General features: G+C 38.9%; 23 protein-coding genes. 13 read left to right on the top strand and 10 right to left on the bottom strand.

All coding sequences use genetic code 11. From position 1 onward, the window contains the following. The first annotated feature begins 91 nt into the window (after positions 1-91). From AN944_RS03495 to rnd, 6 genes are all read left to right on the top strand, one after another. Positions 92-523: a hypothetical protein gene (locus AN944_RS03495; protein WP_055023209.1), complete on the top strand. Its 432-nt coding sequence runs from the start codon at positions 92-94 to the stop codon at positions 521-523. Then, entirely contained in the window at positions 516-1202 is a 687-nt protein-coding gene (locus AN944_RS03490; protein WP_055023208.1) for a M50 family metallopeptidase, read from the top strand. Before AN944_RS03495 ends, AN944_RS03490 begins: the two co-directional genes overlap by 8 nt. Before the next feature lie 70 nt (positions 1203-1272). Then, on the top strand, positions 1273-2148 hold the full coding sequence (locus tag AN944_RS03485; RefSeq protein ID WP_055023207.1) for a class I SAM-dependent methyltransferase: 876 nt from the start codon (positions 1273-1275) through the stop codon (positions 2146-2148). Positions 2149-2177: 29 nt separating this feature from the next. Continuing rightward, positions 2178-3092, top strand: a complete 915-nt coding sequence (locus tag AN944_RS03480; RefSeq protein WP_144430132.1) for an alpha/beta fold hydrolase — start codon at positions 2178-2180, stop codon at positions 3090-3092. 233 nt (positions 3093-3325) lie between these two features. Next, positions 3326-4999, top strand: a complete 1674-nt coding sequence (gene fadD, locus AN944_RS03475) for a long-chain-fatty-acid--CoA ligase FadD (protein ID WP_055023205.1) — start codon at positions 3326-3328, stop codon at positions 4997-4999. Positions 5000-5079: 80 nt separating this feature from the next. After that, positions 5080-6192 (top strand): ribonuclease D, encoded by a 1113-nt coding sequence (gene rnd, locus AN944_RS03470; protein WP_055023204.1) that lies wholly within the window; start codon positions 5080-5082, stop codon positions 6190-6192. 126 nt (positions 6193-6318) lie between these two features. On the opposite strand, the gene minE is transcribed toward rnd, so the two are convergent. The 3 genes from minE to minC are packed head-to-tail and all read right to left on the bottom strand — an operon-like array spanning position 6319 to position 8085. Further along, entirely contained in the window at positions 6319-6579 is a 261-nt protein-coding gene (gene minE, locus AN944_RS03465; RefSeq protein WP_055023203.1) for a cell division topological specificity factor MinE, read from the bottom strand. Between the two features lie 2 nt (positions 6580-6581). Continuing rightward, the gene (minD, locus tag AN944_RS03460) at positions 6582-7391 is read right to left on the bottom strand and encodes a septum site-determining protein MinD (RefSeq protein WP_055023202.1); all 810 of its coding nucleotides are present in this window, start codon (positions 7389-7391) and stop codon (positions 6582-6584) included. Between the two features lie 28 nt (positions 7392-7419). Beyond that, positions 7420-8085: a septum site-determining protein MinC gene (gene minC, locus AN944_RS03455; protein ID WP_055023201.1), complete on the bottom strand. Its 666-nt coding sequence runs from the start codon at positions 8083-8085 to the stop codon at positions 7420-7422. A gap of 120 nt (positions 8086-8205) precedes the next feature. Here minC and AN944_RS03450 point away from each other — a divergent pair, with 120 nt between their 5' ends. The 3 genes from AN944_RS03450 (at position 8206) to AN944_RS03440 (ending at position 10124) form a co-directional block, all read left to right on the top strand. Continuing rightward, positions 8206-8484 carry a YcgL domain-containing protein gene (locus tag AN944_RS03450; protein WP_055023200.1) on the top strand — a complete coding sequence of 93 codons (279 nt, stop codon included), beginning with the start codon at positions 8206-8208 and terminating at the stop codon, positions 8482-8484. A 183-nt stretch (positions 8485-8667) separates the two neighbouring features. Beyond that, a complete protein-coding gene (locus AN944_RS03445; protein ID WP_055023199.1) occupies positions 8668-9642 on the top strand; it encodes a lytic transglycosylase domain-containing protein in 975 nt (324 codons plus the stop codon). A 41-nt stretch (positions 9643-9683) separates the two neighbouring features. Then, positions 9684-10124, top strand: coding sequence for a YcgN family cysteine cluster protein (locus AN944_RS03440; protein WP_055023198.1), 441 nt, complete (start codon positions 9684-9686; stop codon positions 10122-10124). Positions 10125-10223: 99 nt separating this feature from the next. Here the strand turns inward: AN944_RS03440 and dsbB are convergent, their stop codons facing one another. Both dsbB and nhaB read right to left on the bottom strand, forming a co-directional pair. After that, on the bottom strand, positions 10224-10739 hold the full coding sequence (gene dsbB / locus AN944_RS03435) for a disulfide bond formation protein DsbB (protein ID WP_082419874.1): 516 nt from the start codon (positions 10737-10739) through the stop codon (positions 10224-10226). Positions 10740-10821: 82 nt separating this feature from the next. Beyond that, positions 10822-12414: a sodium/proton antiporter NhaB gene (gene nhaB, locus AN944_RS03430; RefSeq protein ID WP_055023197.1), complete on the bottom strand. Its 1593-nt coding sequence runs from the start codon at positions 12412-12414 to the stop codon at positions 10822-10824. A 459-nt stretch (positions 12415-12873) separates the two neighbouring features. Between nhaB and fadR the strand changes: the two genes are divergently transcribed. Beyond that, the gene (gene fadR / locus AN944_RS03425) at positions 12874-13590 is read left to right on the top strand and encodes a fatty acid metabolism transcriptional regulator FadR (protein ID WP_372036970.1); all 717 of its coding nucleotides are present in this window, start codon (positions 12874-12876) and stop codon (positions 13588-13590) included. 78 nt (positions 13591-13668) lie between these two features. Here fadR and AN944_RS03420 read toward each other — a convergent pair whose 3' ends face one another. The 4 genes from AN944_RS03420 to sodB all read right to left on the bottom strand — a co-directional run bounded on the left by AN944_RS03420 (position 13669) and on the right by sodB (position 19439). Further along, entirely contained in the window at positions 13669-15210 is a 1542-nt protein-coding gene (locus tag AN944_RS03420; RefSeq protein WP_055023196.1) for a SpoVR family protein, read from the bottom strand. Positions 15211-15220: 10 nt separating this feature from the next. Beyond that, complete coding sequence (locus AN944_RS03415) at positions 15221-16492, bottom strand: YeaH/YhbH family protein (RefSeq protein ID WP_055023195.1); 1272 nt, start codon at positions 16490-16492, stop codon at positions 15221-15223. Positions 16493-16586: 94 nt separating this feature from the next. Beyond that, positions 16587-18521, bottom strand: a complete 1935-nt coding sequence (locus tag AN944_RS03410) for a PrkA family serine protein kinase (RefSeq protein WP_055023194.1) — start codon at positions 18519-18521, stop codon at positions 16587-16589. A 333-nt stretch (positions 18522-18854) separates the two neighbouring features. Beyond that, positions 18855-19439, bottom strand: coding sequence for a superoxide dismutase [Fe] (gene sodB, locus AN944_RS03405; protein WP_055023193.1), 585 nt, complete (start codon positions 19437-19439; stop codon positions 18855-18857). Positions 19440-19676: 237 nt separating this feature from the next. Here sodB and AN944_RS03400 point away from each other — a divergent pair, with 237 nt between their 5' ends. Next, on the top strand, positions 19677-20009 hold the full coding sequence (locus tag AN944_RS03400; protein WP_055023192.1) for a Grx4 family monothiol glutaredoxin: 333 nt from the start codon (positions 19677-19679) through the stop codon (positions 20007-20009). Positions 20010-20174: 165 nt separating this feature from the next. Here AN944_RS03400 and AN944_RS03395 read toward each other — a convergent pair whose 3' ends face one another. Continuing rightward, entirely contained in the window at positions 20175-21404 is a 1230-nt protein-coding gene (locus AN944_RS03395; RefSeq protein ID WP_055023191.1) for a uracil-xanthine permease family protein, read from the bottom strand. A gap of 205 nt (positions 21405-21609) precedes the next feature. Between AN944_RS03395 and AN944_RS03390 the strand changes: the two genes are divergently transcribed. Both AN944_RS03390 and hda read left to right on the top strand, forming a co-directional pair. Further along, positions 21610-22728 carry a DUF2066 domain-containing protein gene (locus tag AN944_RS03390; protein WP_055023190.1) on the top strand — a complete coding sequence of 373 codons (1119 nt, stop codon included), beginning with the start codon at positions 21610-21612 and terminating at the stop codon, positions 22726-22728. A 157-nt stretch (positions 22729-22885) separates the two neighbouring features. Beyond that, positions 22886-23596: a DnaA inactivator Hda gene (gene hda, locus AN944_RS03385; RefSeq protein ID WP_055023189.1), complete on the top strand. Its 711-nt coding sequence runs from the start codon at positions 22886-22888 to the stop codon at positions 23594-23596. The last annotated feature ends 178 nt before the right edge of the window (positions 23597-23774 follow it).

Genomic DNA, 23774 nt, shown 5'->3' with positions numbered 1-23774 from the left:
TTAATATTAGCTTTCTAATAATGTAGTTAAGTATGTGTGTGGTTAAATATGTGTGTGGTTAAATATGTGTTTAGTTAAATAGGAGGACAATTTGCTTCATACAGTGCAATCATCAATTCAGCCTTTGTCTTCTTATAATCCATTTACATTAAGAACTGACACAAACAAGATTGCTGATAATAATAGTCAAAATAACCAAGCGGTAAGTAATCAACAATCGACAGTTGATAGGTTAACTCGTTCTCGCCAAGTCTCTGAAGTGAATCATACTTCTGCGGCAAAACAAGAAACCTTGACCAAGGCAGTTGAACCGACTAATGCGCACGTTGTCTTTGTTGAGCAATCTGTTATTAACGATGCCGTCGATGCAAAACTGCAGTACGACAAGCAAACGCATTTTAACGCATCACAGCAACAGCATGTTCAAGGAAGTGAAGGTGCGATTAAAGAATACTTATTAAACCAACATGCTGCTCAACGAGAGCAAATTCAACAAATGGTGGGTATTGATTTATATGCATGATCCTAAGCCTGCTCGCTTATCTGCTATTCCTTCTAAAGGGCTTTTCTTTTTTGAACTACTGATTGCTTTTCTGATTACTAAACTGCCTATTATCAGTATTCCTTTTAAATGGTTTGAAAGCTATTTTCATGAGATTTCCCACGGATTAGCGGCTATAGCCAGTGGTGGCATTGTCACTCAAATTCAACTATTTCCGAATGGTGCGGGCTTATGTTTTACCCAAGGTGGCTTTGCACCTTTCATCACTTTTAGTGGCTATTTCGGTGCTGCGCTGTGGGGGTATATCATCTTCTTATTGGCGACTTGGCGAGCGGGCATTAAATTTACCTTAGGCATTCTTGGTACAACAGTCCTCGCATCATTAATTTTCTGGGCGAGAGATTTATTAACCATATTCATTTTAATTTCGTTAGCCGTTGTGTTTCTAATGCCGCTTAAATTTAATAATTTTGCATGGCTTAACAGTTTGTTACGAACACTGGGTTTGATGATTGTGCTTAATGCTATGGCGAGCCCGACAATTCTTTTTGGTTTATCAACTCAAGGAGATGCGGCTAAGCTATCACAGTTAACATGGCTACCAGCTTGGCTTTGGGTAATAATCTGGTTAGTGTTTAGCTGCACTATGTTATGGATGTGTTGGCGAAGAGTAGACGACAAAAAGCCAGAAACAGTTTAGAGTGATCAACTTAGCAATTTTTGCCGTATCAGTTGCTGTTTTTTAAAACAATTTCTTCAGGGAGAAGACAATGAAACGTACGTTATTGTTAACCACAATGTTAGGTTTAAGTTCGATTGGTCTATCGACCATCAGTACAAATGTGGTTGCACATGAGCACGGTCATTCAACAAGTGACAAAGCACAAGCTGTTAAAGTTAACCCTCAACTCGCAGAAGCTGTAGCAAGTAGCTTCAGAAGCGAAAAAAATTCAGCCCGTGATGGATATCGTCATCCTGCTGAAACCTTAGCTTTTTTAGGTGTTCAAGCGGATGATACCGTTATTGAGCTTTGGCCTGGCGGCGGTTGGTATGCCGAAATCTTGGCACCTTACCTTGCAGAAAAAGGTCAGTACATTGGTGGTATTTTTGAAACCAATCCAAAAGAAGATACTAAGCGCACTCAATATTACGCTAAAGCAGGTAAAAAGTTTCAAAGCTGGTTAGCTGATAACAAAGATGCTGTAGGAAATGCTAAAACGGTGACTTTTCAGCCACCTGCATCTGTTGTTTTAGGTGAAGATAACAGTGCTGACTATGTATTAACATTCCGTAACTTACATAATTGGGCTGGCCAGAAACAACTTGAAAATGCTTTTACAGCTTCTTTTAATGTACTAAAAGATGGTGGCGTTTTTGGTGTGGTTGAACATCGTGCAAACCCTGGTATGTCATTTGATAGCGGCTATATGGATCAGGCTGAAATGATTGCACTGGCTGAAAAAGTCGGCTTTACATTAGCGGCGTCATCGGAAGTGAATGCCAACCCTAAGGATACAAAAGATTATCCAAAAGGTGTTTGGACATTACCGCCACGTTTAGCCCTTGAAGATCAGGACAAAGACAAATATCTCGCGATTGGTGAAAGTGATCGTATGACTTTAAAATTTGTTAAAAAAGCGAAATAACCACGCTATAACTGATAAAGAAGACAATGATGAATGAGCCAATTGATGCGGCATTAGAATTTGAAGATGTCGATTTTCAGTTGGCTCATATTCGTTTAGCAGCAAAGCGATATGGAATTAGTAACAAACCCGTTTTACTGGCTTTACATGGTTGGTTAGATAATGCTGACAGCTTCGTACCGTTAGTTAATGCGCTATCTGAGCAGCAAGTACTTACAGATTATCAAATTATTGCCGTAGATTGGCCTGGTCATGGCTTATCTCAACATCGTCCAGGGCAATATCCTTTGCATTGGATTGATTACCTCTACGATTTGCACGAACTCGTTTTATTACTTAAGCAGGACCAGCCTGTAACCGTTATCGGACACTCTTTAGGTGGGATAGTTGCGGCAGCTTATAATGCGGCTTTCCCTGATAGCTTAAAGCAACTCATATTAATTGAAGCTTTATCGCCATTATTTGAAGATGTGTCGAAATCTAAAGCAAGAGTTAATCGAAGCTTTCAGCAGCATATCAGATTCAATCAAGCTGGGATTCAGGGGCAGAAACAACCTGAATCATCATCAAACTTAACGCTTGAGCGGGCCGTAAATGCCCGTCATAAGCTCACTGGTATGGATCCTAAGTGGTGTGAGTTAATTATAAAGCGAAATCTTGAAATCAAAGATCATCAATATTGTTGGAAAAGTGATCCTCGTTTGAAACTGGATTCTCCTTATAGATTAACCTTTGAACAGGTTGATGTTTTAATGAGCGTCAGTGATACCCCTTGTTTATTAATATTAGCCGAAGAGGGCTATAAACAGTTAAAATTGGCAATACCGCAAGCTAAGCTGTGGTTTACACAGCTTACTAATGTGCAGATTAAAGGCGATCACCATTTACATATGGGAAGCGCAGCACAAGTTGCTAACACGATTAGAACATTTATTCTAAATTAAGCTTTCTTTGTTTTAAAATCACTAGGATTTTTAATTTATTTATGTGATTATGGTCTGAATTAAAACGGTCGTATGATTTTTTGCGGCTCAAGAATAATAACTATCAATAACGTTTTTACTGCAACTCATAACAATAATAAAAATATCAGCTAGTTTTAAGTGCAGTGATCTTCGACCTTGTAAAAATTGAAGCCCGTCTTCTTAGCAATGGTCAGGATAAATAGGAGAATTTTGTGGACCAGCCTTGGATTAATAATTTACCAGAACACGTACCGGCAGAAATTGACTCAGCGCAATTTTCAACCCTTGTCGATATGTTTGAATCTGCGGTAGCTAAATATGCTGACCAACCTGCGTTTATCAATATGGGGGCGACACTGACTTATAGGAAGTTAGAAGAAAGAAGTCGTGCATTTGCAGCCTATTTACAAAATGAACTCAAGTTAGAAAAAGGCGACAGAGTCGCCTTGATGATGCCTAATTTACTGCAATACCCAATTGCATTATTTGGTGTATTACGTGCGGGCATGGTCGTGGTTAATGTTAACCCTCTATATACCCCAAGAGAATTAAAACATCAGTTAGTTGATTCTGGTGCTAAAGCCATTGTCGTTGTGTCGAATTTTGCACGTACATTGGAAGAAGTGGTTTCAGAAACGCCTGTAGAATCGGTGATCATCACTGGGTTAGGTGATCAACTGAGTGCACCAAAAAGAACCTTAGTCAACTTCGTGGTTAAGTACATCAAGAAGATGGTGCCTAAATACAACTTGCCCCATGCATTGTCTTTTAGGCAGTCTTTAAGTAAAGGCCGTCGTTTACAATACGTAAAACCTGAGATTTCACCAGAGGATTTGTCTTTCTTGCAATATACCGGTGGTACAACGGGTGTTTCAAAAGGCGCGATGTTGAGTCATAAAAACGTTGTGAGTAATGTTTTGCAAGCCAATGGTGCCTATTCGCCAGCTTTGAAAGATGGTACCGAATTTGTCGTTACTGCATTGCCGCTTTATCACATCTTCGCACTCACAGTTAACTGTCTGCTGTTTTTACATAAAGGCAGTAAAAACTTATTAATTACTAATCCTCGTGATTTACCAGCGTTCGTTGGCGAGTTAAAGAAGTATCCTTTTACAGCGCTGACAGGGGTTAACACGTTATTCAACGCCCTAGTTAATGATGAAGACTTCAATAGTCTTGATTTCAGCCGCTTAAAGCTTTCTATTGGCGGTGGAATGGCCGTACAAAAAGCCGTTGCTGACAAATGGCAAAGCATTACTAAGACGCGATTACTTGAAGGTTATGGGTTAACTGAAGCATCGCCACTGGTGACGTGTTGTCCTTATAACCTTGATGGTTATAACGGATCGATTGGTTTCCCTGCGCCGTCAACTGACATACAAGTACGTGATGATGAAGGTAATGTATTAGCTCAAGGTGAAACTGGTGAGCTATTTGCGAAAGGCCCGCAAGTTATGCAAGGCTACTGGCAGCGTCCAGAGGAAACTACAAAAGTCATCGACAAAGACGGTTGGCTAGCGACTGGTGATATTGGCTATATGGATGAAAAAGGATTCTTTTTCATTGTTGACCGTAAAAAAGACATGATTTTGGTATCAGGTTTTAATGTATTTCCAAATGAAGTTGAAGATGTCATTGCACTGCATCCTAAAGTCATTGAGGTTGCGGCTGTTGGTGTTCCAAATGAAGCCAGCGGTGAATTAGTTAAAGTATTTGTCGTCGCAAAAGATAACAGCTTAACTGATAGCGATATTATTAAACATTGTCGTCATCATTTAACAGGATATAAGGTACCAAAGCTGGTAGAATTCAGAGATGAGTTACCAAAATCCAATGTAGGTAAGATTTTACGACGAGAGCTTCGAGACGAAGTTAAATCAGCGTAAAGTAAAGCCGGCAGTTGCCGGCTTTTTAATGCATCCTATTTAGACCTTTCATTGGCGATAAGTTAATACTGGAGTGAATTTTGTTATCGTTCGAATACATTAGTGACCAAGCAAGTTTAGAAGCGTTAGTGGCACAATATCAACAAAGTGAATTACTGGTCTTAGACACTGAATTCGTAAGAACAAGAACCTACTACGCGAAGTTGGGTCTTATTCAAGCCTATGATGGCAAAACATTGGCGCTAATCGATCCCGTTGCTCTGCCTGATTTATCGTGTTTTTGGGAGTTATTAACAAATACTTCAATTACTAAACTTGTGCATTCTTGTAGTGAAGATTTAGAAGTGTTCGCACGTTACGGACAATGCCAGCCAAGTCCTTTATTTGATAGCCAAATTGCCGCTAGCTTATGTGGCTTGGGACATGGGGTCGGTTACGCAAAATTGGTTAATATGTTTTTAGACATTGAGATTGATAAAGGCGAGTCACGAACTGATTGGATGAAGCGTCCGTTAACCGATGCACAATTACAATACGCCGCGAATGACGTTTACTATTTATATAACCTTTACCCACAATTACTTGAAAAGGTTAATCAAGCCAGCCGCATGGATTGGTTGCTGGAAGAGGGTGAGCGAATGACAGAAGGGCGTTTAACGCCGCCTGATGAAGAGTTTGCTTATTTAAAGGTGAAAAATGCGTTTCAGTTATTCCCAAAACAATTGGCTTACTTGAAAGTATTGGCCACTTGGCGTTTACAAAAAGCATTAAAGAAAGATTCTGCACTTGGCTTTATCATTAAAGATCATGCCTTGATTGCTTTAGCAAAAAAACAGCCGAAAACGGTAGTCGAATTAAATCAATTAAATGACTTAACCGATCATGAAAAGCGTTTCCATGGTAAAGAGATCATCAAACTGCTTCAAACAGCAGATTTAGAAAACTTACCAGAAGCTGTGGACGTGATAGCCCTTAAAAATGGTTATAAAGCCTCATTTAAAGAAGTTAAAGTCATTCTCACGCAACTGGCTGAGCAACATGATGTCGCGATTGAATTTATTGGCTCTAAACGTCTTATTCATGAATTTTTACTGTGGCTTTATCATAAAAAACAAACAGACACGCCATTATTATTAACCGGCTGGCGAGCGAGCATCATTAAAGATAGCCTAGAAGAAATAAAGTTTGGTTAACACGAAAGGAACTTTTATATAGTCAGCAAGGCTATTGAGTTAACGATATTAAAAAAGCCAAGATACGTGTTTATCTTGGCTTTTTTATTGTGAGATTCAGCTTAGTAAGCTATGACCTGAAAAACGTTATTTGCCATCAGGTAAAGTGACGTTTAACTCAAGTACCGACAGCTTGTCATCATTTTGGTCAAGCTGAACTGATACCTGATCCTCAGAGATATGAACGTACTTGCGGATAACCTCAATGATCTCTTGTTTCATTTTTGGGAAGTAATCAGGCGCATCACGTTCACCACGTTGATGTGCAACGATAATTTGCAGGCGCTCTTTGGCTGTCACCGCTGTGTTGGTTTTTTTATTGCTTCTAAAATAATCAAGTATAGACATAGTTAGCTACCAAATATCCTTTTTAAGAATCCCTTTTTCTCTTCTGTCAGAAAACGAAATGGTACTTCATCACCAAGTAAACGCGCCACAGTGTCAGCGTACGCTAAACCTGCATCACTTTCTTCATCGTTAATGACTGGAATACCAGAGTTTGATGCTTTTAATACTGCTTGTGATTCAGGAATTACACCGACTAACTTAATGGCTAAAATTTCTGATACGTCTTCGACACTTAACATTTCACCTGTTTTAACTCTAGCAGGTGAATAGCGAGTTAATAATAAAAACTCTTGAATTGGTTCAAGATTTTGTTCTGCACGACGAGAGCGACTTTGTAACATACCAAGAATACGGTCTGAATCTCGTACAGAACTCACTTCTGGGTTAGTCGTTACAATAGCGATGTCTGCAAAATACAAGGCCATCATTGCACCTTGTTCAATACCCGCTGGTGAGTCACAAACAATATAGTCAAAGTCTTTGCTGAGTTCATCAAGCACTCCGCCTACACCTTCTTTAGTCAGTGCATCTTTATCACGGGTTTGTGACGCTGGTAAAATAAATAGCTTATCACAACGTTTATCTTTAATTAGTGCTTGATTGAGATTAGCTTCACCGTTGATAACGTTGACGAAGTCATAAACAACTCTGCGCTCACAACCCATAATTAAATCAAGATTACGTAAACCGATATCGAAATCGATAACAACAGTCTTTTTTCCTTTAAGTGCTAAACCTGTCGCAATAGCTGCACTCGAAGTTGTTTTACCTACGCCACCTTTACCTGATGTGACAACAATTATTTGTGCCATTTGTTATTATATCCTTTTATGTTGCCAACTATTGAGGCAATGATTCAACCATGAGTGTTTCGTCATTAAGACGAACACAACCGCGTTGATCGCTACAATGCTGCTGCAAATGTTCTGCTAGCCAATATTGTCCAGCAATTGATACTAATTCGGCGTCAAGGCTATTGGCTATGATGATGCTATTGCGATCACCTGAAGCTCCCGCCATTGCTTTACCTCGTAAAGCGCCATATATATGAATGCTACCATCCGCAATCACTTCTGCGCCATTACCAACCGCACCAAAAATGATTAAGTCAGCATTTTTTGCATAAATTTGCTGCCCTGAACGTACATTTTGTTTAATGATTTTGGTTTCTTTGGTTGGGGCTGGCATATTCTTGGCTTGTTTGCCCGATTTAACGACCGCAAGGCCTAACGATTTTGCTTGTTTACTAATATCATCGTTTGCAGATGTTACACCAACGATGATTAATTGGTTATCAGTAAGAAGTTGTTTTAATGCAGCAAGATTAACGTAGTGTTGTTCTATCGCACTTAAATTTAAAATTAATGGTGCGCCGATAAAGAATTGCGGTGCTTGAGATAGCTTTCTGTCTAAATCAGCAGCTATCGCACTTATATCGTGTGTATTGATATGAAGAACTGAAAGAGTAAAAGAGGTCGCTTTGAGCTCAAGACTTTGTGTGGCCATCCAGGCGTTAATCTCCAAAAATTTCAGTGTGTGAACTGATTTGCAATTAAATTATGACTGTCCATGTTATAGTGTGCGTTGTTGACTATCAAGCAAGAAACATAGGAATTTAACTTCAAAATGATATGCGCAGTATATAAAAGCAGCCGAAAAATTGATACTTACTTATTCGTTGAAAAACGTGATGTTTTTGACGCTGTACCTGAAGCATTAATGCAAATGTTTGGCACTCCAAAATTGGTTATGATGGTGCCTTTATCCAAACGTACTGAGTTAGCGATGGCTGATATTGAGAAGGTCAAATCAGAATTAGCTGATAAAGGCTTTTATTTACAAATCCCGCCTCCTGTCACGAATTTGTTAGATGAACACAGAAAAAGTTTAGGGATAAAAGACTAGCGTCGCCTGTTATTACAGTGATAGTTTATTGGTCTGAAAAGCGTTTTTTTAAATGATATAAAATTTACAATAGCTTGTTTTTAATACAGTTATCAATTTTAGTATTTCGACGTTAACACAAATGTGTTAACGTTTAGTTAATAAGAACAAAAACAGCAGTAATGAGTTAACTTAGGACATTTTATGATTGGGAAGATCATTTCATCAGTAGTCATCTCTCTGATTACTTTTAACATTGCTCATGCACAGCAAACCGTTACTTTCGATGATTATTTAGCTTCATTAAAAGACAAAGCAATACAGGCTGGTGTTTCACAAAATACTATTAATAAACACTTTTCGAAAATAAAAGTGTTTAAACGTGCCACTGTTAACGGCGCTGATAAGAGCATTAATCTAGAGAGTTATATTCCACAAAATGCACCTGAAATAACAGTCAGCACTGCTAGGGCAATGTTTAAAGAACAAGAAGATGCGTTAATTACGCTGGGTGACCGTTACGGTGTTCAGCCTCGTTTTCTCGTCGCCTTATGGGGAATGACTTCAGAATTTGGTGAACAGAAGGGGAATTTTCCTATTTTATCTGTCACTGCTTCTAACGCTTATTCAGGTGTAAAAGAACAGTTTTACATCGATGAGTTTATCGCAGCACTGCAAATTATCGATAGCCAACAAGTTACCTATGAGCAATTAATTGGTTCCTCAACAGGTGCTATGGGTCATATGCAGTTAATGCCATCTCAATATCTAGCCTATGCCCAGGATGGCAATGGAGATGGAAACAAAGACATTTGGAACAACCAATTTGACGCTTTTGCTACTGCAGCTGCAATGCTTAAAGATACCGGATGGAAAAACGATGAAACTTGGGGAAGACAAGTTAGTTCAGTTAATCCAGTTCCGCAGTATCTGATTGGTGCTGACCACACTCAAACATTTAATGAGTGGCAAGAGCTGGGCGTTCGTCGATACAACGGCAATGATTTACCTAAACGTGATGACATGCAAGTGTCTTTCTTAATGCCTGATGGCGAGAAGGGCCGAGAGTATCTGGTTTATAATAATTTCCGACTGCTGCAAGCTTGGTCAAAGAAAGAACATTTCTTACTGACTGTGACCTATCTATCCGAACGAATCAAAAATCCTCCTATTAAATAATGATACAATATTGGAATTGTAAGTTATTACCGTATTGAACTATGTCTTTTTGGGTTGAAAAAAAGCTTAACCAACTTACCACCGTGCAATGGGAATCATTGTGCGATGGTTGTGGTAAGTGTTGTCTGAATAAGTTAATTGATGATGAAACCGAGGATCTGTATTACACAGATGCTGCTTGTCATCTACTCGATGATGATACGTGCGCCTGTCGTCATTATCCTGAACGATTTAAATATGTGCCAGCTTGTACAGCGATTACCGTCGATAATATTGCAGAGTTAACTTGGTTGCCTGACTCTTGTGCTTATAAGCGTCTGCACGATGGCAGGGAGCTTCCTTCTTGGCATCCATTATTAACCGGTTCAAAAGAGGCAATGCACGCAGCGGGTATCTCAGTTAAAGGGAAAACCATTAACGAGAAACGAGTTAAAGATGTTTTTGACCATATTGTTCTATGGCCCTTGAAAGACCTAGATTAACCCTACGGGGTAGAACAAGTGAAGTTAGATTTGATTGACCACAAAAAAGCACTCTGATTGAGTGCTTTTTTCTTTTATAAACGAATCAACTTCGTGGTGTTAGCTGCGCTTTAACGGTTTTATTGCTGGAAGTAGCATGACCGCCAAAACGAGTAAATAGATAACAAAAGTGACAACCATCCACTGCGCCATACTCACTGACAAAAATGTCCAAGGATCATCGCTACACATACCCGTTGGAGAAAAGACCGAAGGCAGCCACTGATCTAATGGCATCCAAGTTGGAAACTCTGGGAAAAACGAACAAGTAGAAAATGGTGATGGATTAACTTGTAATTCATTTAACTCAAGCGATAACAATAAGCCCCAAACGCCGCTGACTCCCCAACCAATGAGACCAAGAAAGCGAGTTAACCAGAATTTAGGTGCTAAGGCGCCTATAATTCCTGCAATGATTAATCCTAATACAGCCACACGTACATAGATACACATGACACAAGGATCTAATTCCATTACGTACTGAAAGAATAATGCAGCTGCTTCTAGGCCTATTGCGGATAAAAGTAGCATTATCCATGCAGTACGCGAACGAGTAAATTCCTGTAAACCAGTCAAATCAATCTCCTGTCGATTTATGACGATAAAAAAACACCCTCGATTGAGGGTGTTTTCAGGTCAAACTTAATTCAAATTGGCATTAATGTCCAACCGAAATTCCACCAATATCTTTGGCTGAATGGTGAATAATGATTTGATTATCATAATAGTATTGCGTCATATCGGTTAAGAAACCTGATTCAATTGCAATAATACCGACGATAGATAACACAATCGTATAAGGCAAAGCCATCCAAACCATACGGCCGTATGACAATCTAACTAATGGTGCTAATGCAGACGTTAATAAGAACAAGAATGCGGCTTGGCCGTTTGGTGTTGCCACTGAAGGTAGATTAGTACCTGTGTTAATTGCAACGGCAAGTAAGTCAAATTGATCGCGGGTGATTTGACCATTGATAAGAGCGGCTTTAACTTCGTTAATATAAACTGTTCCGACAAAGACGTTATCACTCACCATGGACAGTAATCCATTGGCAATATAGAAGATAACCAGTTGCGCGTTTCCTTCAAAGCTTAATGCCCATTGAATCACTGGCGCGAATAAGTGTTGGTCAATGATTACGCCGACAACAGCAAAAAACACGGCTAATAGTGCTGTAAAGGGTAAGGCTTCTTCAAATGCTTTACCCAATGCATGTTCATCTGTAACGCCATTAAATGCTGTGGTTAAAATAATCACAGATAAACCAATCAGTCCGACAGAAGCTAAATGGAATGCAAGACCAATAACTAGCCAAACCCCTACCAATGCTTGAACAAGTAACTTCACTTTATCCGCTTTAGTACGATTTTGATCTTCGTAATCTGAATAGTCACTTAGAATTTTATGAACAGCATCTGGTAATTGTGCACCATAGCTGAATAATTTAAATTTCTCGACCAAGAAACAGGTTGTAATACCAGCAATAAACACAGGCATAGTGACTGGTGACATGCGAAGGAAAAACTCACTAAACTGCCAGTGCGCTTGCGCTGCAATGATCAAGTTTTGTGGTTCACCAACCATAGTACATACACCACCAAGTGCTGTACCAACACCTGAATGCATCAGCAAGTTACGTAGAAAACCACGGAAAGCTTCAAGTTCTTCATCGTTAAGTTGTTCACGCTCTTCTGAAGTATGGTCATGCTCTTTGTCACAGCTAAAGTCTTTGCCAGATGCAACTTTATGATAAATAGAGTAGAACCCGACTGCGACCGCAATGATGACGGCAATAACAGTTAAAGCGTCTAAAAATGCTGAAAGGAAAGCGGAAGATACGCAAAACATCAATGAAACAATAATTTTAGAGCGTACTTTAGTGATCATTTTGGTGAATACAAAAAGAAGCAACTGCTTCATGAAGTAAATACCAGCAACCATAAATATGAGTAGCAATAAAACTTCTAAGTTTGCTTCTATCTCATGCAGTACCTGTGTTGGGGAAGTCATGCCAATCATGACTGCCTGTATCGCTAGTAAACCACCAGGCTGAAGTGGGTAGCACTTCAATGCCATAGCTAAGGTAAAAATAAATTCTATTACTAATACCCACCCGGCAACGAACGGACTGACTAAAAAGAATAAAAGGGGATTTATTACAAGAAACGATAATATTGCGTATTTGTACCATTTTGGGGAGTTACCCAAAAAGTTACTAAAAAACGCAGCACCAGTGGTTGACGGCATAATAGCCTCTCCAGTTATGAATTTACGATAGTGAATTTTTGAGGAAGGAATTTTGTAGACCAATTTAAGCCAAAACAAAAACTGCTGTTATGGTTGGTGATTTTGCCCCTAAACTATTTTGTCTAATGATTGCAAAATGACAAAGCTTAACTCTATTTACGTTGTTGTTTTATATTGCTTTTATTTGATGTTTCAAAATTCGTTAGTTGTACCACTAACTTACATCCATTAATTTTCGCGCTAGTTTAGCGCAAACGGTTTCTATTGTAATGCGAATTAATTTTTGGGACGAAAAAAAATAACGAATATAACTCCTATCTCACATTCTTTACCTGTATCGTCTGTTTATTCACCAATAACGTTGTAGAACAGTGTGTTTGACCTTTATCAATAGTGCCTATTTGGAATACCTCTGGTATGATCAGTTCATTGAGTAATCACAGGATGTTCAAGTTGACAATTATCAATGCAAAAGGTCCTGCAAGTTTTGCAGAGAAGTATATCGTCCGTTCTATTTGGGAAAATAAATTCCCACCAGGTTCAATTTTACCTGCTGAGCGAGAACTATCAGAGTTAATTGGTGTCACTAGAACCACGTTACGTGAAGTACTTCAACGTTTAGCACGTGATGGCTGGCTTAAGATTCAGCATGGTAAACCAACCCAAGTAAATAACTTTTGGGAAACATCAGGGCTTAATATTCTTGAGACTATTGCCGATCTTAATCCGGATGGTTTTCCGTTATTGGTCGATCAATTGTTATCAGCAAGAGCGAACGTCAGTGCGATTTATTTTCGTGGTGCTGTTCGAAATAACCCTGAAAAAGCGCAGGAAGTATTAGCCAAAATTCATGAGTTAGAAGAAACAGCTGAAGCGTATGCTGATTATGACTATGAATTACATCATGCTTTGGCTTTTTCATCCGGAAACCCACTTTATGTATTAATTCTTAACGGCTTTAAAGGCTTATACAGTCGTGTTGGTCGTTATTACTTTTCAAGCCAAGAAGCACGCACTATTGCGCTGGATTTTTATAAAGCGCTAGAAAAATTAGCTCAGGAAGGTAAATATACTGAAGTACCTGCGCTGATGAAGTCCAACGGCATTAACAGTGGCATAATGTGGCAAAAGCTACGTGATGACATGCCTGCAGAAATTGCAAAAAACGATAAATAAAAATAGCAATTAAAAAAACCAACCGAGAGGTTGGTTTTTTGTTGGTGATGAAAAAGGTGAACCATCAACCATTGCTATCTATATTGTAGTCATTTTTTGCTGTTCTTCCTTTGTGGGACATTGAGCTAAGACTGTTGTTTTGCCACTTGCATCAACTTGTTCAATGCTGACATCGAAGCCCCATAAACGATGTAAATGTTTTAACACTTCTTCATGACTCCCTGCTAGCGGTATTCGATTGTTTGGCACATACCGTAATGTTAATGACCGATCACCATTTATATCTACTCGTTGAACTTGAATGTTTGGTTCAAGGTTAGATAGATTGTACTGCTGCGATAGTTTTTCACGAATGAGGTGGTAACCTCGATCATCGTGAATAGCTGATACTGATAATCGATTACAGCTGTCATCATCAAGAATACTGAATAATTTAAAATCACGGATCACTTTAGGCGAAAGGTATTGGCTGATAAAACTTTCATCTTTAAAGTTTTCCATCGCAAAGGTAACGGTTGTAAGCCAGTCACTGCCAGCGATATCAGGAAACCACTTTATATCTTCTTCAGTAGGGGATTCACATATTCGTCGGATATCTACAAACATGTTAAAGCCTAAAGCATAAGGGTTTATCCCACTATAATACGGACTGTTATACGCAGGTTGTGCGACAACCCCTGTGTGGCTTTGTAAGAACTCAAGCATGAACCTATCGGTAACAGTACCTTCATCAAACATGTGATTTAGGATGGTGTAATGCCAGAACGTTGCCCAGCCTTCATTCATGACTTGGGTTTGTTTTTGTGGGTAAAAATATTGCGCCATTTTTCTAACTATTCTTACAATTTCTCGCTGCCAAGGCTCAAGCAGTGGCGCATTTTTTTCAATAAAATAGAGAATATTTTCCTGTGGTTCATCAGGAAAGGACGCACTGTTTTCTTGTTGGTTTTCATCGAGGTTTTTAGGTACCGTTCGCCATAAGTCATTCACCTGACTTTGTAAGTAGCTCTCACGATCTTTTTGACGCATTTGCTCTTCTTTAAACGACACCTCAGCGGGGCGCTTATATCGGTCCACACCATAATTCATTAGTGCATGGCAAGAATCTACAGTTAACTCGACTTGTTCCACTCCATATTTAAGCTCGCACTCATGAATGTAGTTTTTAGCAAAAACTAAATAGTCGATAATTGAACTTGCATCAGTCCAAGTTTTGAACAAATAGTTATTTTTAAAAAAACTGTTATGTCCAAAGCTTGCATGAGCCATCACTAAAGCTTGCATTGTGATGGTGTTTTCTTCCATTAAATAAGCAATACAAGGATCTGAGTTAATTACAATTTCATAGGCCAATCCCATTTGGCCACGACGGTAACCTTGTTCAGTTTCTATAAAACGTTTACCAAAAGACCAATGAGTGTAACCAATTGGCATACCAATACCTGCATATGCATCCATCATTTGCTCAGCAGTGATCACTTCAATTTGATTTGGGTAGCTATCAAGTTTATAAAAAGCAGCCACTTTTTCAATTTCAGTCATGTAAGCTTCAAGTAAATCAAAGCTCCAATCTGGCCCATCACTTAATGGCTGTTTTGCTTTGGCTTTATGATTCGTCATCATGTTCTCCTTAGCTAGGCTGCTTTTTAAATAACTCACGGAAAACAGGGTAGATATCATCCACCTCACGGATATGTTGCACTGCAATATTTGCATAATCTTGTTGTAGGTTTTCGTATTCGCGCCAAAGGGTTTGGTGGGCGCGTCGGGTAATTTCTATGTAACTGAAATAACGAGATACTGGTAATATCTTTTCTGCTAAAACTTGTTTACAGACAGGGGAGTCATCAGCCCAATTGTCGCCGTCTGATGCCTGTGCTGCATAGATATTCCATTCATCGGCAGGGTAACGTTCTTGTTGGATTTCGTGCATTAAATTCAATGCACTTGATACAATTGTGCCGCCTGTTTCTTGTGAATAAAAAAACTCATGCTCATCGACTTCTTTAGCTTGAGTATGATGGCGTATATAAACGACTTCTAAGTTTTTGTATGTTTGCGTTAGAAAAAGATATAACAAGATATAAAATCGCTTTGCCATGTCTTTAGTTGCTTGATCCATAGAACCTGAGACATCCATTAGGCAGAACATTACCGCTTGGCTTGAAGGTTTTTCACGCTTAGCAAAATTATTAAAACGTAAATCAAAACTATCGATAAAAGGAACGCTATCAATTTTTTTCTGTAAGTAGTCAATTCGTTGTTTTAAATCGATTATCACTTCAGCTTGGGTACCGGGAGTGTTTTCAAGATTGGATAACTCAGCTTTTAATTGTGCGAGTTTTTTCTTTTTTCCTGCGGTCATTGCAATGCGTCTTGCATGTGAAGAGCGTAAAGAACGAACGATGTTTATATTGGCTGGTACACCGACATTGGTAAAACCGGCGCGGTAGGTTTCAAATTCCACCATTTGTTTGGCGTTGGTTTGCTGTAAATCAGGCAGAGCCAAATCTTCAAATAGCAATTCTAGGTATTCATCATTTGATATCTCAAATAAAAACTCATCTTTACCTTCACCAGAATTTGATGCATCACCTTCGCCACTTCCTTCACCTGCACCACCACCTTTAGGGCGCTCGATTTGATCGCCTTGATTAAATTGGTCGTTGCCTGGGTGGACTCTTTCTCTTATACCACCTTGTCCTTGATGAAAAATGGGCTCACTGATATCTCGTGTTGGAATACTGATCTTCTCGCCTTTATCAATGTCGGTCACGCTACGGCGTGTCACTGCTTCACTGACAGACTTTTTGATTTGTTTTTTATATCGTTCAATAAATCGTTGACGGTTAACAGTGCTTTTACCTTTAGCGTTTAGGCGTCTATCAATAAAATTTGCCATACACAGCTCCTAATGTAGCTCGTTAAAAGATGGCCTTATGAGGGCAACTTTCAGATGAAAATCGCCCACAACGACTAGGCTCACTAAGCGACATTTATGATGACTTACGGACTCTTAAGTACCATTCTGATAGCAGTCTTACTTGTTTTTGGGTATAGCCTTTTTCCATCATTCGGTTGATAAAATCATCATGCTTACGTTGATCGTCAGCAGATGTTTTCGCATTAAATGAAATAACGGGGAGTAAATCTTCGGTGTTAGAAAACATTTTTTTCTCAATCACCACTCGCAGTTTTTCGTAACTTGTCCAAAGTGGGTTGTTGCCTTCATTATTGGCACGTGCACGAAGAACAAAGTTAACGATTTCATTTCGAAAATCTTTAGGGTTACTTATTCCTGCAGGCTTTTCAATTTTCTCAAGTTCGGCATTTAAAGCTGATCTATCGAACAGTTGGCCTGTTTCTGGGTCTCTGAACTCTTGATCTTGAATCCAGAAATCAGCATAGGTGACGTACCTATCGAAAATATTTTGGCCATATTCGGAATAGGATTCTAAATAGGCAGTTTGAATTTCTTTTCCGATAAATTCGACATATTTAGGAATTAGATACCCTTTTAAAAACTCTAAATACTTTTCACTGATTTCGTTAGGGAATTGTTCTTGCTCGATTTGTTTTTCGAGGACATAAAACAGATGCACAGGGTTAGCTGCAATTTCTGTATCGTCGAAGTTGAATACTCGAGATAGTATCTTGAACGCAAAGCGGGTTGATAACCCGTTCATGCCTTCGTCGACGCCTGCATAATCACGATACTCTTGAAAGGATTTTGCTTTGGGATCGGTATCTTTCAATGTCTCGCCGTTATACACGCGCATTTTTGAATAGATTGACGAGTTCTCTGGTGCTTTTAGACGGGATAAAATACTAAATTGCGCTAAGGTTTCTAGTGTACCAGGTGCACAAGGCGCTTTAGATAGCTCGGAGTTTGATAGCAATTTTTGATAAATTTCAATTTCTTCGGATACACGTAAACAATATGGCACTTTAACGATATAAACCCTATCTAAAAATGCTTCATTATTTTTATTGTTCCTAAATGTTGTCCACTCTGACTCGTTCGAATGAGCCAATATCATGCCGTTGTAGGGAAGGGCCGATAATCCTTCTGTTCCGTTATAATTACCTTCTTGAGTGGCTGTTAATAGTGGATGCAGTACCTTTATCGGTGCTTTAAACATCTCAACAAATTCCATCACACCTTGGTTTGCTCGACATAAAGCCCCTGAATAGGCATAGGCATCGGCATCATCTTGTGAGAAGTGTTCAAGCTGACGAATATCTACTTTACCGACTAATGCCGATATATCTTGGTTATTTTCATCTCCTGGTTCAGTTTTAGCGATTGCAGTTTGATCAAGAATAGAAGGATATACTTTAACTACTTTAAATTTAGTAATATCGCCACCAAACTCATGTAACCGTTTCACTGCCCAAGGTGACATGATGGTTTTAATGTATCGAGTAGGAATATTATATTCTTTGCTTAGTAGTTCTCCGTCTTCTTCTGCGTCAAATAAACACAGTGGACTATCGTTAACAGGACTACGCACGCCATTGGCTGTTAAAATAAAAATCGGTACTTTTTGCATGAGTGACTTAAGCTTTTCTGCTAAAGATGACTTACCGCCACCAACTGGCCCTAGTAGATAAAGTATTTGTTTAGACTCTTCTAATCCTTGAGCTGAATGTTTTAAGTAAGAAACAATTTGTTCAATTGATTCTTCCATCCCATAGAAATCTTTAAAACTTGGATAGTGAGTAATAAGTCGGTTTGAAAAAATACGACTTAAAACAGGATCTTTTGATGTATCAATTGTTTCAGACTCACCAATTGCCATTAGCATTCTTTCGGCGGCTGAAACATAAGCACTTCTGTCTTCCTTACAGATTTCAAGAAACTGTTGTAATGAATATTCTTCATCTAGCTTTTGTTCATAACGTTGTTGGTAATGTTCGAATATGCCCATAAGAAACCCCTTGAAACTTAGCTGAAAGAAAGTATGTGATAGCGCATGTTTGGTTTGTTTTTACGGTGACAATTGACTGTCTTAAATGAGTAAATAAACCCACTTGCTAAATTAAGTCTAGGCTAGAGATTTGAACTTGGCGAGAAATTAGAAATAAAAATTATCAATAAAAACAATGATAAACAGTTGCAATTGCAACTGTTGCAAAAGTTTTATTTAACTATAAATGCGTTTGGTATTAGATGGGTAAAAGAAAAATATCTCATTTTGAGTAATAAAAAAGGAGCCATTAGGCTCCTTTTACTTCATCTCAATTGTTACTTTGTGGGTAGATTAACCCGCGAAGTTTGCGTTAACGAAATCCCAGTTAACTAGTTCCCAGAACGCAGCCATGTAGTTAGGGCGAACGTTACGGTAATCGATGTAGTAAGCATGTTCCCAAACATCAACTGTTAGTAGTGATGTTACTGACTCGTCAGTTAACGGAGTAGCAGCATTGCTAGTGTTAACAATAGAAACAGTTCCGTCAGCATTTTTTACTAACCAAGTCCAAGCGCTACCGAAGTTGTTTACAGCAGAATCTGTAAACTTAGCTTTGAATTCTTCGAAAGAACCGAAAGCTGCGTTAATTGCATCAGCGATAGGACCAGTAGGTGTGCCGCCAGCATTTGGAGCTAAACAGTTCCAGTAGAAAGTGTGGTTCCAGATTTGAGCAGCGTTGTTGAACATGCCACCAGTAGAAGTTTTAACAACTTCTTCTAATGTTTTGTTAGCAAATTCAGTACCTTCAACAAGACCATTAAGCTTAACAACGTAAGTGTTGTGATGCTTACCGTAGTGATATTCAATAGTCTCTTCAGAAATGTGTGGTGCAAGTGCGTTCTTAGCATATGGTAATGCTGGTAATTCGAAAGCCATTATTATCTCTCCATGGACATAGGTTATCGTTATTTTATGAGTACCACTTAGGCATCATTGCTCTGCCGACATTGTACTTAAAATTTTTGTGATGTGAATCATTGTTTGATGAATAATGTCGATAGTGACCATCTAAAAAAGCGTTTTTTATTATAACCCTACAAACTGTGGGATTTTGTTATGGCTCAGGGTCGAGTACAATGGGTCAAGATTATTAAGTTGCACTTAGGAATTACAATGGAAACAGTAGACAAGATTAAACAGCAAATCAGTGAAAACCCAATTATTTTATATATGAAAGGTTCTCCAAAGTTACCAAGCTGTGGTTTTTCATCTCAAGTCGCTCAAGTTATGATTAACTGTGGAGAGCAGTTTGCATTCGTTGATATTTTACAGCATCCAGATATCCGCGCTGAATTACCAAAATTTGCTAACTGGCCAACATTTCCACAATTGTGGGTTGAGGGTGAATTAATTGGTGGTTGTGACATCATCACTGAAATGTACCAAAAAGGCGAATTACAGCCAATTATCAAAGAAACTGCTGATAAGTTCCGTACTGAATACTGAAGAAGGCGCTGAGTAAGCTTCAGATTATGCTATAGCCCGCACTATTGCATAAATTATAGTTTCTATGCTTGGTTAATATCGGTTGCCGTAATGGCCTGATACAAAAAACCTAAAGTGTTTTCACTTTAGGTTTTTTATTGTCTATTTTACTGTTTGTTTTCTCTTTTATGACGCTTTAGTTGTTTCGGGGGTTTTAGGTAAAATTAGGTTCATTACAATGGCAACTAAGCCACATAAACTTATCCCAGTTAAACTAAACTCTCCGATACCGAAAGCCATACCACCAATACCAAATACTAATGTCACTCCCACAATACTCAAATTTCGTGGTTCGTTTAAGTCAACTTGGTTACGAATTAACGTACCGAGTCCCACAGCTGCAATAGAACCGAAAAGCAAACACATGATGCCGCCCATCACGGGTAATGGAATGGTTTGCATGAGCGCACCTAATTTTCCTATAAAGGCTAAACAGATAGCGGTAATCGCTGTCCAAGTCATAATTCTAGGATCGAAGTTTTTAGTAAGTGTCACTGCACCAGTCACTTCTGAGTAGGTTGTATTCGGTGGTCCACCAAAAGCAGACGCTGCCATTGTTGCAACACCATCTCCAGTAAGCGTGCGATGTAACCCAGGTTTCTTCATGTAATCTTTGCCAGTTACGTTAGATATTGCTAACAAATCACCGATATGTTCAACCGCTGGAGCAATAGCAACTGGGATCATAAAGAGGATGGCTTGCCAGTGAAACTCTGGTGCGACAAAATTTGGCATGGCAAGCCAAGCAGCTTGATGAACTGGGGAGAAGTCTACAATTCCGAAAAATAAACTAAGACCATAACCAACAAGAATACCTGCTAGGATTGGCATTAATTTCAATACCCCTTTGGCAAATACTGCTACAGCGACTGTGGTTGCCAATGACATTAATGCAATAAACAGTGCGATGTTAGGCTCGACCAGCACTGTACTCCCATCGCCCGTTTTACCCAATGCCATATTCACAGCCATAGGTGCAAGGCCTAAACCAATAATAATAATCACCGGACCGACAACGACAGGCGGTAAGAGTTTATGAATAAAACCGCTGCCTTTCACTTTAACTAAAGCACCTAAAATGACATAAACAAAACCTGCTACCATCAGCCCGCCCATGGTGGCAGGTATTCCCCAGGTTTGTACGCCGTACATAATCGGGGCGATAAAGGCAAAGGATGATGCGAGAAATATTGGAACTTGTCTTTTAGTGATGACCTGAAAGATTAGGGTACCGATACCCGCAGTGAAAAGGGCAACACTCGTATCTAAACCACTCAGTAATGGCATCAATACTAATGCACCAAAGGCCACAAATAACATTTGCGCACCTTGTAAAGGAATGAATAAACGGTTCATAAGCCGGTGGGTATCCTGTCTCGTTTTAATTATTCAGTAAGATAGGCCATAAAGGGGTAAATGTCTGTAATACAAATCAAGTTTAATCAGAGTTATTCGAATAATTACAATAATAAATCTGCTTATATTGTCTTGGTTATCTCATTCTAGTCATAAAAATAATATGCTACACTTCTGATCATTATTACTTTTTTATGATTTTTATATGCCAAAATTTTTATTACAAATTTTGTTATTTGTCCTGCTTTCAGTAGGATTAACAACAAGTAGCATGTCTGCTGAAGTCGGCTTATTAGATGAAGCGGATATTGTTGTCTCTTCACGTGCTAAATCTGAACGTCAACAAGCATTAAAAACGGCACTTTCCGCTGTATTTGTAAAAAATTCCGGTTTACCTTCTGCAGTTTCACATCCTTTAGTAAAGGCTCAGATTAACCAGCCTGAAGTGTTATTGACTCAATATGGTTACAGTGAAATTGACGATGAGTTAGTCCTAAAAGCTAACTTTGATCATAAAAGAATTATTTCAACACTTCGTCAGGCTGAGTTACCTGTTTGGGGCAAGCAACGTCCTTTAACCCTATTGTGGGTGTCAATTGAAGACAATGGCGAGCGTCATATCTTGTCTGACATTTCTGATATGGATACTCGTACTCAAATTGAGCTGGAATCAAGCAATAAAGGCATTCCCGTCATTTTGCCTTTAATGGACTTAGATGATGTGATGAAAATCAATGTTTCTGACGTCCGAGGTATGTTTACTGATGTTGTCTCTGAAGCCTCAAAGCGTTACCGCGCAGACTATTTTGCTATTGCGGATATGGATCAAGTCGGTGGATTTGTTCGCTTTCAAGTTTCGTTATTTGATAAAGAAAGTGACTCAGCTGTAATGCAACCGCTTATTCATCATCAGGCTGAAGTGCTTGATTATGAAACGGCTACTAATCAAATATTATCAACACTTGCCGAGTACTTTGTTAGCCAATATGCCTTTGCTGATAGTGGTAATAGTGCAACGACACATTTGTCGTTAGTTGGTGTCCAAAATATGGCTCAGTTAGTCGAGATTGAAGCTTATTTAAACCAATTAAGTGCAATAAAATCTGTCAGTTTACATCAGTTTAAAGCTGATACAGTGACTTATAAATTATCACTATTTGGTACTGCTGATGATTTACAGAAATTACTGAATATCAATAAAAGATTGACTCTACTTGATACACTAAATCAGTCTGAACCCGTTGACGCTGTGTTACCAAGCCCAGAATCAGAGGAAGATTTTAAGACGGAACTAACAGAAACATTGATATATCAGTGGCATTAAGCGTTAGCAATTGCTGATTTATTCAGCGTTGAAGTGGGAAAGTTGATCTTAGTGTGTTTAGGGAACCTTTAACGCTTAGTTATTCAACAGCAGTTATTAACTTGGCTGTGTTATACTTTACTTTACTTTGCTTGTTTTATTATTAGAGAATTTTTGAGTGACCCAAAACTCACCAAAACAATTATCATTGCCTGTATATTTACCTGACGATGAAACTTTTCAAAGTTATTACCCCGCTGTGGGGAATGATGAATTGATTCAAAAACTGCAAGCGACTGCAGAAGGCAGTTTATCGTCAAGTATGTATTTGTTTGGACCGGTTAAGTCAGGTCGTACACATTTGATGCACGCTGCTTGTGCCCATGCCAATGAGCTTGATAGACGAACCCTGTATATTCCTTTAGGTATTCATGCCAGTATTTCTCCTGCTTTGTTCGAAGGTGTGGAATCGCTACAATTAATTTGTATTGATGACATAGATGCTATTGCGGGTCACCCTATCTGGGAAGAAGCGTTATTTCATTTATACAATCGTGTCGCTGAGCAGCCTGACTGTCGATTAATTGTTAGCGGCAGTTCATCACCCACAGAAGCTGGCTTTGCATTACCAGATTTAATATCTCGAATGCAGTGGGGACTTATTTATCAATTACAGCCCATGGCTGATGAAGAAAAGTTAGTCGCACTCCAACGTCGTGCTGCAATGCGTGGATTGCAATTATCTGATGAAGTCGGGCGTTTTTTGTTAACTAGAATGGCACGTGATTTACGTACCTTGTTTGATGTATTAGATAAGTTAGATAAAGCCTCGATGGTACATCAAAGAAAATTAACGATTCCATTTATCAAAGAAATGCTGAGACTATAATAAATAATTTCAGCCACTAGCTTGTCATTGTCGATGTCATTTTTCACATAAAAAAGCCACCATTTAGGTGGCTTTTTATCATTGTATTGATGTCCCGTCCTGAGATAAGTTGACACTTTGGAGACTTATCTATGAAACCTTCAAGCGCAATCAGCGTTAAACGAACACAGCGTGATTA

Origin of the sequence: Shewanella sp. P1-14-1, assembly GCF_001401775.1 — a bacterium.
GTDB lineage: Bacteria > Pseudomonadota > Gammaproteobacteria > Enterobacterales > Shewanellaceae > Shewanella > Shewanella japonica.
The sequence above is the reverse complement of the archived record's forward strand: the minus strand, read 5'-3'. Positions and strand labels throughout refer to the sequence as shown.